Source organism: Helicobacter sp. (genome assembly GCF_029067145.1).
Classification (GTDB): domain Bacteria; phylum Campylobacterota; class Campylobacteria; order Campylobacterales; family Helicobacteraceae; genus Helicobacter_D.
Genome location: NZ_JAIEFA010000061.1, coordinates 1 through 11,789, shown reverse-complemented (window position 1 = coordinate 11,789; position 11,789 = coordinate 1). Strand labels below are relative to the sequence as shown.

13 protein-coding genes and 1 pseudogene are annotated in these 11,789 nt (G+C 40.3%); all 14 read right to left on the bottom strand.

What is annotated here, in order from left to right; translation table 11 throughout:
- Nucleotides 1–117 precede the first annotated feature (117 nt).
- Nucleotides 118–501 (bottom strand): annotated as a pseudogene (locus tag K2N75_RS06300) (class I SAM-dependent methyltransferase); the annotation flags it as partial.
- Nucleotides 498–1,031, bottom strand: coding sequence for an adenylyl-sulfate kinase (locus tag K2N75_RS06295; protein ID WP_297681319.1), 534 nt, complete (start codon nucleotides 1,029–1,031; stop codon nucleotides 498–500). The pseudogene K2N75_RS06300 and the gene K2N75_RS06295, both read right to left, overlap by 4 nt.
- Nucleotides 1,022–2,131 (bottom strand): DegT/DnrJ/EryC1/StrS family aminotransferase, encoded by a 1,110-nt coding sequence (locus tag K2N75_RS06290; RefSeq protein WP_297681316.1) that lies wholly within the window; start codon nucleotides 2,129–2,131, stop codon nucleotides 1,022–1,024. Before K2N75_RS06290 ends, K2N75_RS06295 begins: the two co-directional genes overlap by 10 nt.
- Nucleotides 2,122–2,793: a class I SAM-dependent methyltransferase gene (locus K2N75_RS06285; protein ID WP_297681314.1), complete on the bottom strand. Its 672-nt coding sequence runs from the start codon at nucleotides 2,791–2,793 to the stop codon at nucleotides 2,122–2,124. The genes K2N75_RS06290 and K2N75_RS06285 overlap by 10 nt, the downstream gene beginning before the upstream one ends.
- Nucleotides 2,794–2,802: 9 nt before the next feature.
- Nucleotides 2,803–3,258: an acyltransferase gene (locus tag K2N75_RS06280; RefSeq protein WP_297681312.1), complete on the bottom strand. Its 456-nt coding sequence runs from the start codon at nucleotides 3,256–3,258 to the stop codon at nucleotides 2,803–2,805.
- The gene (locus K2N75_RS06275) at nucleotides 3,255–4,322 is read right to left on the bottom strand and encodes a Gfo/Idh/MocA family oxidoreductase (protein WP_297681310.1); all 1,068 of its coding nucleotides are present in this window, start codon (nucleotides 4,320–4,322) and stop codon (nucleotides 3,255–3,257) included. The genes K2N75_RS06280 and K2N75_RS06275 overlap by 4 nt, the downstream gene beginning before the upstream one ends.
- On the bottom strand, nucleotides 4,316–5,407 hold the full coding sequence (locus tag K2N75_RS06270) for a DUF354 domain-containing protein (RefSeq protein WP_297681309.1): 1,092 nt from the start codon (nucleotides 5,405–5,407) through the stop codon (nucleotides 4,316–4,318). The genes K2N75_RS06275 and K2N75_RS06270 overlap by 7 nt, the downstream gene beginning before the upstream one ends.
- On the bottom strand, nucleotides 5,404–7,113 hold the full coding sequence (gene asnB / locus K2N75_RS06265; RefSeq protein ID WP_297681308.1) for an asparagine synthase (glutamine-hydrolyzing): 1,710 nt from the start codon (nucleotides 7,111–7,113) through the stop codon (nucleotides 5,404–5,406). The genes K2N75_RS06270 and asnB overlap by 4 nt, the downstream gene beginning before the upstream one ends.
- Nucleotides 7,113–8,231, bottom strand: coding sequence for a DegT/DnrJ/EryC1/StrS family aminotransferase (locus K2N75_RS06260; protein WP_297681306.1), 1,119 nt, complete (start codon nucleotides 8,229–8,231; stop codon nucleotides 7,113–7,115). The genes asnB and K2N75_RS06260 overlap by 1 nt, the downstream gene beginning before the upstream one ends.
- Nucleotides 8,221–8,811, bottom strand: a complete 591-nt coding sequence (locus tag K2N75_RS06255) for an acyltransferase (protein WP_297681304.1) — start codon at nucleotides 8,809–8,811, stop codon at nucleotides 8,221–8,223. Before K2N75_RS06255 ends, K2N75_RS06260 begins: the two co-directional genes overlap by 11 nt.
- Complete coding sequence (locus K2N75_RS06250; protein ID WP_297681302.1) at nucleotides 8,804–9,391, bottom strand: formyltransferase family protein; 588 nt, start codon at nucleotides 9,389–9,391, stop codon at nucleotides 8,804–8,806. The genes K2N75_RS06255 and K2N75_RS06250 overlap by 8 nt, the downstream gene beginning before the upstream one ends.
- On the bottom strand, nucleotides 9,333–9,506 hold the full coding sequence (locus K2N75_RS06245) for a hypothetical protein (protein WP_297681300.1): 174 nt from the start codon (nucleotides 9,504–9,506) through the stop codon (nucleotides 9,333–9,335). Before K2N75_RS06245 ends, K2N75_RS06250 begins: the two co-directional genes overlap by 59 nt.
- Nucleotides 9,507–9,517: 11 nt before the next feature.
- Nucleotides 9,518–10,474 (bottom strand): Gfo/Idh/MocA family oxidoreductase, encoded by a 957-nt coding sequence (locus K2N75_RS06240; RefSeq protein ID WP_297681298.1) that lies wholly within the window; start codon nucleotides 10,472–10,474, stop codon nucleotides 9,518–9,520.
- Nucleotides 10,475–10,496: 22 nt separating this feature from the next.
- Nucleotides 10,497–11,573 carry a UDP-N-acetylglucosamine 2-epimerase (non-hydrolyzing) gene (gene wecB / locus K2N75_RS06235; protein WP_297681296.1) on the bottom strand — a complete coding sequence of 359 codons (1,077 nt, stop codon included), beginning with the start codon at nucleotides 11,571–11,573 and terminating at the stop codon, nucleotides 10,497–10,499.
- Nucleotides 11,574–11,789 lie beyond the last annotated feature (216 nt).

Genomic DNA, 11,789 nt, shown 5'->3' with positions numbered 1-11,789 from the left:
TCATATTTTTATTACTTTAATTTTTTAGGATTCAATTTATCTTTTTATTGCCCCCCCCCCCGCAGAAGTATTGTGGGCAGAAGTATGGGCAGAGTCATTTTGAGCCGCAGAATTTTTTAAGATTCTTGCAAACTCGGGCAAAGATTCTTTAGGGTCAGTCCAATGGAAGCTACTTGCCATAATTACCCAATCCGCGATTCCACTTGGCACGCCTGTTTCCTCGCCACTTCCTTTTTGCCATTTGATATTTGTGCCTTTTGTGTAGGCGATGCCCTCTTCTCTCATCTCATCGTTTGGCTCTACTGCTAGGACTTGCATTCCAAACTCATTAAGCATTTTGGTAAGTTTGCCTGTCCCTGCGCCCACTTCCACGATTTGTAAATCTTTGAGATTCTTTTGCTCATCATTGATACAAGCAATCAGCTTTTCTAGCAACATCGGGCTATACGCCGGACGATTATGATAATGCTTCGCCACTTGTGTAAAATCACCTTGTTTCATTTGCTTCCCTTTCCTTTGATTTGAGTTAAGATACTCTGCACCTTTTGTTCTAAATCCTTTGGAGTATCATTGGGCAAGATTATATCCGCATTGGGCTTAACAAATGGAATATCCAACCCCACGACATTTTGAATCTCTCCTTTGAGCGCACCACTATAAAGCCCCTTTTGGTCGCGCCTTTGTAGCTCCTCCATAGAGCATTCTACATAAATTTCTAAATAATTTTGCAAAGTCTTGCGGTTATAAGCATACACTTCATCAAAAAGCGAAATCGTAGTTACCACTACTACCAAACCTTGCGAGCTTAGAAAATGCGCAAAAGCCGAACGCTTGAGTGCAACTTCAATCCGCCCTTGTTTATCGTAACCATAAGCCCCGAGCAAATCGCGCAACTCATCACCATCTAAATACACAACATTAGGAATCTCTTGCTTAATCCGCTCATACAACGCCTTGCCAATCGTGCTTTTCCCGCTCCCTGCCAAGCCACAAAGCCATAGCACAAGCCCTTTGCCATTTTTCACCCACATACTGCGTCCTTGACTGCTTTAATCACTTCTTTTACTTCCCCATCACTCAAATGTTCCCCCATTGGAAGCGATAAAATCTCCTCTTGCCAAGTAGAAGCGTTGGGTGTATGGGATTCTACGACATAGGGTTGATGATTAAAGGCAGGGCAATTTGGCAAAGCAATCGGGTAATGTAGTCCATACTCAATGCCTTTTTGCTTTAAATGCATCATTACTGCTTCGCGATTCTTAACCGAAACCACAAACAAATGCCACACGCACTCGCAAGATTCCTTAACCTGTGGCAATCTTATTGCTTTGCAGTCTTTGAATCCTTCAAAATAGAGCTTTGCTACTTCTCTGCGCCTAGCATTCCAATCTGCTAAATGGCGCAATTTCACACGCAAAATTGCCGCTTGGAGATTGTCAAGGCGCGAATTTCTCCCTACGATTCTATGTTCGTATTTTTTCAAACCTCCGTGATGCGCAATCTCCTCACATCTTTGCAAAAGCGCAGAATCGTAGCTTACAATCGCTCCGCCATCGCCATAAGCTCCTAGATTCTTACCCGGATAAAAACTAAAGGCAGCAATATCTCCAAAAGTCCCCACACACTGCCCTTTAAACTTCGCTCCGTGTGCTTGGGCGCAATCCTCAATTACGCGGAGATTCTTTTCCTTTGCAATCTCCAAAATCTCCTCTATCCTCGCGCTTTGTCCATACAAATGCACCATAAGAATCGCAGAGGTTTGTGGAGTGATTTTTGCGCGTAAATCTGCTAAATCCATTGTATAATCCGCCCCACAATCCACAAATTGCAGCTTTAAGCCATTGCGTACAACCGCTTCCGCACTCGCCGCAAAGGTATTTGCAGGCACAAGCACCACAGAATCTTTGGGCAAAGCAAGAGATTCTATCGCAATTTCTAGCGCGTCTGTACCATTTGCCACACCAAGAGTGCGCACACCACCACCCAAAAACTCCGAAAACTCCTCCTCAAATGCGCTTATCTCACTGCCACCCACAAACGCACCACTTTCCACCACACTTGAAATTGCAGTTTCTATTTCACCTTTTATGCCCAAATATTGCTTTTTTAAGTCTAAGAATTTTATAGCCATAATGCCCCCATTTTCCAAACCTCGCCAAACTCTTGCGCTTTTGTGTAGCAATGGGATTCCAAAATCTCTTTCCACGCCTCTTGCATTCCGCTACTCCAAGCAATATCATCAAAAAGCATAACGCCCCCCCCCCGCTTCATAAAAGGAAGGATTTGTTTAAAATAAGCAATCGTAGCTTCTTTATTGTGATGTCCATCAATAAAAGCAAAATCAAGGAGCTTGATTTTTTCTAAAAGATTTGGCAAAACCTTATCAAAGCGTCCGATAAAAACTTCAATGTTTTTTAAATTAAAATGCTGATGATTCTCTTTAGCAATTTGCGCGACATTTGGGCTTCCCTCAATGCTCCAAATTTGGGCATTTGGCGCAAAATACGCCATATAAGAGCTAGAAAATCCCAAACAAGTGCCAAGTTCCAAAATTTTTTGCGGCGATAAATCGTTAAAAATTTTAAAAATCACTTCCGCTTTTTCGCGTTTGACACCAATTTTCGCTAATTCACAAAGCGGAATATCTAGTGTAATGCCTGCTTCCATTTGTTCCTGTGTGCGCTTCTCCTCTGGCTTCCCTGCACCAAAATCTACAACCTCTATCAAAGCTTCTTGTCGTTTTAAGCTTTCACGATACGATTCTATTTTGCTGACAATCTCTTCAAATCTCATCTTTTTCCTTTATAATTCCCGAATGAATTGTGCGGGATTCCCTGCATAAATCCCCTTTTGGACGATATTTTTTGTAACCACGCTTCCCGCGCCAATTACGACATCATCGCAAATATCCACCGGTAAAATCGTTGCATTAGAACCAATACTCACGCGATTCCCGATTCTTGTTTCTTTATATTTTGTAGAATCCCCACCTGCTGGCTTGCCCTCTTTAAATAAATCATTGATAAACATTACTCCGTGTCCTATGAAGCAATCCTCGCCTATATCCACGAGCGAGCAAATGAAACTATGGCTTTGGATTCTACTTCGTTTGCCAATTTTCACATTGCTTTGAATCTCTACAAAAGGACCTACAAACACCTCATCTCCAAGCTTACACTCATAAAGATTGCAAGGCTCTACAATCTTGACATTCTCCCCCACTTTCACTTCCCGAATCTGTGCAGTATATTGCTTCATTCTTTATGTCCTAGTTTGCATTTTTGCGGGTGGAATCTCAAAAACACTTCCTTGCCTGTCTCTACGGATTCATACATTGCAACGATTAGCTCCAAACTTTTGCGTCCCTCAAGCCCATCTACCAAAGCCTTTGTGCCGTTTAAGATAGAATCTACTACGTGCAAATAATACTCCTTATGTCCAAATCCATATACATTTGGGGGATTCACAGAATATTTTTCCATTACTTCCTTATCGGATTCCATTGCGTTTTTAAAATTCCAATGTTTGATTTCATTGACAGCAAATCCGCCAATCTCTACGCTTCCAAGTTCTCCGAGTATAGAAAGACTCCCCTCCAAATCTTTTGGACGCGTAGCAGTCGTTGCCTCAATCACACCCAAAGCCCCATTCTTAAACCTCAACACAGCAACCCCTGTATCCTCTGTCTCTATGTCACTTAATGCGGTGCGACTTTTTGCAAACACGCTTTCCACATCGCCTAGCATCCACTCCAACAAATCAATATGGTGGCTTGCTTGATTTGTAAATACTCCTCCATCTTGCGCCCAAGTGCCACGCCAAGAATCCTGCTTATAATACGCATTATCCCGACACCAACGTACCCGCACACTACCCATAACAATTTTACCAAACCGCCCAGCTTCCAATGCCTCACGCAATTTTTGCACGGGTAAATTGTAGCGATTCTGCTTCACGACAAAAAGACGAATCCCAAATTTATCGCAAGATTCTATCATCTTATCGGCGTCCTCCAAAGTCAAAGCCATAGGCTTTTCTACAATGATATGCTTTTGATAAGGCGCAACTTCTAGGGTGTTTTGCGCGTGGCAGCCACTAGGCGTTAGAATGGATACGATGTCAATTTTATCACCACACCCTTTCATCATAGAATCCAAATCTGTAAAATAAGGCACATTGTATTTTGCCCCAAAAGCTTCTGCACGATTTTTATCAATATCGCACACACAAACGAGTTTCACACCTGCAATCTCTCCACTGCTTAAAAGTTGCGCGTGGCGCACTGCGATTCTTCCGCAACCAAGCAAGGCTACACCTAACATTTTTTGCTCCTTAGTATTTTAGATTCTATTGTGTCAATCATCGCATTAAAATTACAATCCCCTTGCACAAAATAGCTTTGCGATTCTATTTTTTTGCCTAAATTTTCCTTAGCAATTCGCACAATTTCCTCGCAATCTTGACTCCAAAACATTAGTTTATGTTTGATTAAATATTGGTCGTGAATCAACCAAAGAGAACGCGTGGAGATTGTCGGAATCCCATAGCAAACCGCCTCAAGATTCATCGTTCCCCCTCCGCCGATGAATAAGTCAATAAAAGGATAAAATTCCTCTGGCTTTAGCTTCTCCTCCAAAATGGTAGCGATTCCTCCAAAATCCCTTTTTAATCTATCTTTTTCATATCTTGGCATAATCACAATATTCGCATGGATTGCTTTTTTAAGCAAAGGAATCACTTGATAAATCGTAGGGATTTGCTCTTTAACATAATGTGCTTTATACTCTTCCTCACGCACAAGAATTGTAGGCTTTGTCGTGTCTAGTCCATAGCGGATTCTAAAGTCATTTTTGGATTCCTTTTGAATTTGATTTATCCACAATGCCACATCAATAAAAGGATAAGGCACGATTTGGGATTCATCTAGCGCAAAACGCAACATTAACTCTTTTGGCAAAACAAAGGGATAGAAAAAAAGCCTAGAAAAAGGCAAAGTCAGCCTTGCAACGGCGGTTAATTCACTCGGACATTCCTCATCACCGGGTTTTGTAAATGCAGGTGTGTCATAAATATTCACCACCGGAATCCCGATTCCATACGCCACTTGCACACTATCCACGACTGCACCACAGATTAGCAATCTAGGAACACCCTGCACTTTAAATAAATCCAAAATCTCTTTTTGCCGGAATATTCTTGCTTGAAACTTCTCTAGCAAAGTTGCCCCGCCATATTCTCCAAGCACAGTATGTGGAATCTTGTGTAGCTCTAAAATTTCCTTAGCCTCTGTATAATTGGGAGCGTAACGCGTAGTTACAAACAATTTATGTCCTCTTTTTTGCAATTCTTTAATCATCACACTAAAAAACATTGCATATTTTGGTGTAGCTACATCAATCCAAATCATTTTCGCCCTTTCAAAGTCTCAAAAATTGCCAAACGAATATCAAAAAGAGAGTTTGCATTATACCCTAAAGTTTGCATTAAGCAAAACTCGGGCGCACTAAACCCTATTTTGTCTCTCCGCCAAGCCAACTCCTTGCTTCCCAATTTCTCTAAGAGCAAGCGCAAAATAAACTTGCTATATCCCTTAGATACCTTAAAAGATTCCGCAACCCTAAAGGCAAACTCCACCACACGATAATCTGTAAAAGGCGTGCGATTCTCAATCCCAAATGCCATTGCATTGCGGTCTTCATAGCGCAAAAGATTAGGGAGGTTAAAAACCATTGTATCTAGCCAAAGCCCTTGAGAGAAATCGGGCAAAAATCTCTCCAAAAGATTTTCCAAAGTCGGAATCGGTAGCCCCAAGTTTCGTAATTTCTCTATATCCTTTGCATTGTCCTCTGCGAATAATTCCAATTTTAGATTCGTATCTAGCGCACATTTAAGCCCGAAATTGTATTCCTTAAATGCCGCGTTTCCATAGAGCTTAACGCGTGCTTTAAAAGCCTCAAAATGCGCGAAACAAAAGCGTCCAATATGGTGATAATACCCCCCAAAAAGTTCATCTGCCCCTTGCCCCCCAAGGCTTACCTTGCAATAAGAGGCAATGGATTTAAAAAGTAATGCTTGGGAATAGATAGAAAAACTACGAAAAATCTCATCTTGCATATAGCACAGGTTTTGCAAATCCTCCGCAATAGAATCCAAACTCGGAGAAACAAAATGGATTGGAATCTTTAAATCCTCCGCAAGTTGCTTAATATGCGCACTCTCATCACCTTGCGCATTATCCTTAAAGTTTAACCCAAAATAGCGACAATCTATCTTTTCTCGTGCGATAAAATGCGCCAAGATAGAGCTATCCACCCCGCCTGAAACGCAAAGGGCAAGCGGAACATCAGAACGCAAACGAATCTTTGTCGCATCAAAGAGCAAAGACTCCAACTCCTCTAGCGCATTTTGTAGGGTTTTCTCATCACTTGGCGCATTGGAAATCGCCTCAAAATCTGGCTCAAAATCCCAATATTTTTGAAACTTTAACTCCCTATCACCAAGCTTAAAGTGCGCAAAATGAGCGGGAGGAAAGTTTAAAATTCCTTGATAAATACTCTTTTGCAAATCCCCATTGCTAAAAAGCAACCATTTGGAGACCTCCTCCAAATCTAGCGCGTAGGATTCCACCGCTAAAAACGCTTTAATCTCGGAAGCAAAAAAGATTTTCTCTCCTTTTAGCGCGTAAAACAAGGGCTTGTTACCTAATCTATCCCGTGCAAAAAAGAGGGAAGAATCGCGCTTATCATAAATGCAAAATGCAAAATCCCCATTGAATTTTTGCAAACATTTCTCTCCCCAGAGCGCATAAGAATGAAGCAAAACCTCTGTATCGCTTGTCGTAAAAAACGGAATCCCGAGACTTTTCAATTCCGCCTTTAGCTCCAAATAGTTATAAATCTCTCCATTAAAAACAAGCACAAAATGCGAATAATGCGGCGAAATAAAGGGCTGATTTGCCTCACTTTGCAAATCAATAATGCTTAGGCGATTATGCGCAAAGGAAAATTTCTCATCACTAAAGCTCCCTTTTGCGTCTAAGCCTCTATGGCGCATAGCAACAGATGCCTTTTGCACCACCTCTAGCGCATAATTCCCTCCGCAAATACTACACATTAGTTTAGGATTCCAATCTTAGCACTTGCCTCCTTTACTACTTGCGCAATTTGCTCTATTTGCGATTCGCTCAAATAAGGATTCATCGGCAGGCTTAAAACTTCTTCGCTTGCTAATTCCGCATTAGGAAAATCGCCTTTTTTGTAGCCCAAAGGAGCAAAACACTGCTGCAAATGTAAGCCCAAAGGATAATGAATCGCACTTGGGATTCCATTATCCTTTAAAATCTCTTGCAATACAGAGCGATTCTTAACCCGAATCGTGTATTGTGCAAAAACACTGCTTCGCCCATCTAAAACTTTAGGAATCACAACATTTGTTCCCTCTAAGTAATGACTATAAAGTTTAGCAACTTCATTTCTTGCTGCAATATCCTGCGCAAAATACTTTAGCTTAATCCTCAAAACCGCGGCTTGCAGCGCATCTAATCTCCCGCCGATTCCAACAAATTGATGCACATATCTTGACTTCTCTCCGTGCAGTCTCAAACTTGCAATTCTCTTTGCCAAACTTTCCTCTTGGGTAAAAACTGCTCCTCCATCTCCATAGCAGCCCAAAGGCTTAGCAGGAAAAAAGCTTGTCGTGGCAATCGCACCAAATGTGGAATCCTTGCGCCCTAAAAACTCCGCTCCAAAGCTCTGCGCACCATCAAGAATTAATTTAAGATTCCTTTGTTGGCAGATTGATTCAAGTTTTTCTAAGTTTGGTGGCTGTCCATAGAGACTGACAGCTAAAATCGCCTTTGTCTTGGGTGTGATTGCTTCCTCAATCCTATTGCAATCCAAATTATAATCCTCTAAGGATATATCCACAAAAACAGGCTTAATCCCCAAAAGTGCAATCATTTCTGAAGTTGCAATAAAAGTAAAAGGCGTGGTAATCACCTCGTCTCCTGCCTTGATTCCTAAAGCCATTAAAGAAAGCAGTAATGCAGAACTTCCGCTAGAACAACTCACTGCATAGCCTCCACCGACGAACTCCGCTAATTCTTTCTCTAGGGATTCTACCTCACTTCCCATTATAAACTGCGCATTTCTACATACTCTTAAAACCGCCTCTTCAATCTCTGCTTGATGTGCTTTGTGGGATTCTTTTAAATTTGCAAAATCAATTTTCATCTAACACCTCCAAAATAGAATCTTTACATTTATATTTCGTCTTATCATAGCTATCTTGTGCGATTCCGTTTTTATCAAACTCCAAACGCAATCCCGCTTTATCTACCCAGCCTATTTGCCGTGCGGGATTCCCCACAACAAGTGCAAAGGCAGGCACATCACGCACGACAACCGCTCCCGCGCCAATGAGCGCATATTCCCCGATTGTGATTCCACAAACAATCGTAACATTTGCTCCGATAGAACAACCCTTTTTAAGCAAAGTTTTCTGAAACTCCTCCCTGCGATTAATGAAACTACGCGGATTGATGACATTAGTAAAAACCATTGAAGGACCCAAAAACACATTATCCTCACATTCTACACCCTCATAAATGCTCACATTGTTTTGTACTTTCACGCCCTTTCCGATTCTAACATTTGGACCTACCACGCAATTTTGCCCAAAGGAGCAATTCTCACCGATTACACTCCCGCTTAAAATATGGCTAAAGTGCCAAATCTTACAGCCCTTGCCAATTTTTATATTTGCATCAAGGATTGCAGTATCGTGTGCAAAATAATCTATTTTTTCACCCATTGTGTTGCCATTTTTGTTTATAAGTTTCAAAATGATTCATCATTTCTTTTTCCTCTATGGGTTTCATTCTTTTGGTGCTTTGGGTTTGCAAAATCCCTACAAAAGGATTGTTTGGTTTTGCAAGGCGGGATTCAAAATCACTAAGCATTGCAATTTCATTTTCATAATGTCTTCGTGCCAAAGTTTGCAAAGTGTCGCTTGGATAAATCGGTGTAGGCGACACAGAGACAATTTCTCCACAATCTATCTTTTCATCAATATAATGCAAAGTAACCCCTAAGGGTCTATCCTCCAAAATTGCCCATTTAAACGAATCCAATCCGCGACTATTAGGGATAATTCCTGGGTGTGCATTAAGAATCTTTTTGCCTTTTAAGCACTCTTTAGACACGATTCCGCAACCTGTGATAAGATAAATATCACATTCGTTTGGAATCTCATCATCGCTTTGGCATTCTTGATAGCTTAGATTCCACTTTGCCGCAATTTCTTGTGCGCTTACTGCTTCGCTTTGTTTGGGTCTATGCGCAAACAGCACCACTCGCTCCTCTTTTGGCAAAAAAGGTAGGGCATAAACCATTAATCCACCCCCCCCCTCCGCAGAATCGTTTAATAAGAAGTTGATTTAAAATCTGCTCTGTTTTTAAATGGGGAGATTGATAGGTGATAATGCCTATTTTATGGAATCTTTGCATTTTATTTCCTTTTATTTTGAAATTGTTTTGCAAAAGGGGTGGTAATCACCCACTAGCCCTAAAGGCTCGGAATTGCGGATTTTATGCACGATTTGGATAGAATTTCTCGCCTCTTTTAATCCAAATCCACCGCCATTTAAAATATCTCTATAGCTCTCTGTGTGTAAATCTGTAAAGCCATCGCTAAACTCTACAGATTCGCCATTGACACTAATCAATCTAAAGGTACGTTTCTCTTGCTCTAATGCAATTTTGGGTAATGTCTTAGAATCCACAGATAAAAACCAGCGCACCCTTGCGTGTTTTAACTCTAGGATTCCACTTGCGCTCTGCGCGTCTAATAAATGCACTTGGCTATCCCGCACTTCTCCAAAAATCCAAGAAAGCATATCAAAAAAATGCACACCAATATTTGTTGCCACTCCTCCACTTTTGGTAATATCGCCTTTCCACGAGATGAAATACCACTTGCCTCTTGAGGTGATATAAGTTAAATCCACATCAAAAACTTTATTTGGCTCTTTTTGCAAGATTTGTTGAATCTGTTGTCGCAACGCAAGAATGCTTTTGTGTAATCGCAACTGCAAAATATTATAAACCTTTCTTTGTGTTTCTTTCTCAATCGTTTCTAATGCGTCCAAATTCCAAGGATTCAATACTAAAGGCTTTTCACAAATTACATCGGCATTATTCTTAAGCCCAAAGCGGATATGGCTATCGTGCAGATAGTTTGGCGAACAAATAGAGATAAAATCCACCCCCTCTTTTTTGCGTCGCAACTTATCTATATGCCTATCAAAACGTTCAAATTCTGTAAAAAAATCTGCATTAGGAAAATAGCTATCCATAATTCCCACATTGTCGTTTGGGTCTAATGCACATAAAAGCGTATTATTTGTCTCCTTGATTGCCCTTAAATGACGCGGAGCAATATAACCTGCTACACCAATTAAGCCAAATTTTTTCATTCTCTCTCCTTTTTACAATCCTTTACAAACTTTCTTTTATTGTTTGCATAATGATTTCTGCCGCCCTACCATTACCATAGAGTGTTTTGCAAAATTCCATTGAACTATTATCGGCTATTTTTGAAAAATGTTGAATAATTTTCTCCTTATTTGCTCCTACAATCGTGTTGTAGCCTTTTTCTACTAATTCTACCCATTCTGTTTCATCGCGCAAAGTCAAACAAGGCTTTTTGCAAAAATAAGCTTCTTTTTGCAAGCCTCCACTATCAGTCAAAACCACTTTGCAAGAGCGCAAAAGCCAAATCATTTCAAGATAGCTGACAGGCTCTAATATTGTAATACCTTGTGTGCTAATGTTCTTTTGCGTTAGAATCTTTTGCGTTCTTGGGTGTAAGGGCAAAATCACTTGCGTTTGCTTTGCTATTTCTCTAAGAGCTGCAAAGATTTCTTGCAACCGATGAATACAATCCGTATTTTCTGCACGATGAATTGTGCAAAGGGCAAAAGTATGTAGAATCTCAAAAGCAGGCTTTTTGGCAATTTTGGCATAATGCAAAACAACATCTTGCATAATATCTCCACTCTGAACAATCTTACAAGGGAAATGCAAAAAACCCTCATTCTTGAGATTCTGCGTTGCAGTCAAGCTTGGAGTAAAAAGTAAGCGAGAAATTCTATCTGTCAAAATACGATTAATTTCCTCTGGCATTGCCAGATTAAAGCTTCTTAAACCCGCTTCAACGTGAATAATGGGAATCTGCAACTTCACACTTGCTAATGCTCCGGCTAATGTAGAATCTGTATCTCCATATACAAGAGTAAAATGAGGTTTTTCTTGATTTAAAATTTCTTCTATTTTTTCTATCATTCTCCCTGTCATTGCGCCGTGAGATAAACCGCCCAAAGCAAGATGATATTGAGGCTTAGGAATTTGTAATTCCTCAAAAAAAACTTCACTCATTTTACTATCATAATGTTGCCCTGTATGCACAAGGATTTCTTCTATTTCTTTATCTTTTTTAAATTCACGACTTAATGCACCTGCCTTAATAAACTGCGGTCTAGCTCCTAAAATCGTTACAATTTTGATAGGATTCACCCCAACATTTCCTCCAAGTTTTTAATAAGCTTAATAAAGCAAATGAGGAATCTTAGCAGGTTTTTAACAATTTACCAAAAAATTATTCAAAAAATATGTCAAAAGTTTGCTTTTTTGTTAATAATTCTAAATTGTTTCTATAATCCTTATAGCTTTTTATAGGGACTTGCATAATCTCTTCCCATTCTGCTTTACTTAAACCTAATTTCCCTAAAA

Coding starts and splice junctions, on each gene's coding strand:
- K2N75_RS06295 (WP_297681319.1), bottom strand. CDS start 1,031: ATGTGGGTGAAAAATGGCAAAGGGCTTGTGCTATGGCTTTGTGGCTTG.
- K2N75_RS06290 (WP_297681316.1), bottom strand. CDS start 2,131: ATGGCTATAAAATTCTTAGACTTAAAAAAGCAATATTTGGGCATAAAA.
- K2N75_RS06285 (WP_297681314.1), bottom strand. CDS start 2,793: ATGAGATTTGAAGAGATTGTCAGCAAAATAGAATCGTATCGTGAAAGC.
- K2N75_RS06280 (WP_297681312.1), bottom strand. CDS start 3,258: ATGAAGCAATATACTGCACAGATTCGGGAAGTGAAAGTGGGGGAGAAT.
- K2N75_RS06275 (WP_297681310.1), bottom strand. CDS start 4,322: ATGTTAGGTGTAGCCTTGCTTGGTTGCGGAAGAATCGCAGTGCGCCAC.
- K2N75_RS06270 (WP_297681309.1), bottom strand. CDS start 5,407: ATGATTTGGATTGATGTAGCTACACCAAAATATGCAATGTTTTTTAGT.
- asnB (WP_297681308.1), bottom strand. CDS start 7,113: ATGTGTAGTATTTGCGGAGGGAATTATGCGCTAGAGGTGGTGCAAAAG.
- K2N75_RS06260 (WP_297681306.1), bottom strand. CDS start 8,231: ATGAAAATTGATTTTGCAAATTTAAAAGAATCCCACAAAGCACATCAA.
- K2N75_RS06255 (WP_297681304.1), bottom strand. CDS start 8,811: ATGGGTGAAAAAATAGATTATTTTGCACACGATACTGCAATCCTTGAT.
- K2N75_RS06250 (WP_297681302.1), bottom strand. CDS start 9,391: ATGGTTTATGCCCTACCTTTTTTGCCAAAAGAGGAGCGAGTGGTGCTG.
- K2N75_RS06245 (WP_297681300.1), bottom strand. CDS start 9,506: ATGCAAAGATTCCATAAAATAGGCATTATCACCTATCAATCTCCCCAT.
- K2N75_RS06240 (WP_297681298.1), bottom strand. CDS start 10,474: ATGAAAAAATTTGGCTTAATTGGTGTAGCAGGTTATATTGCTCCGCGT.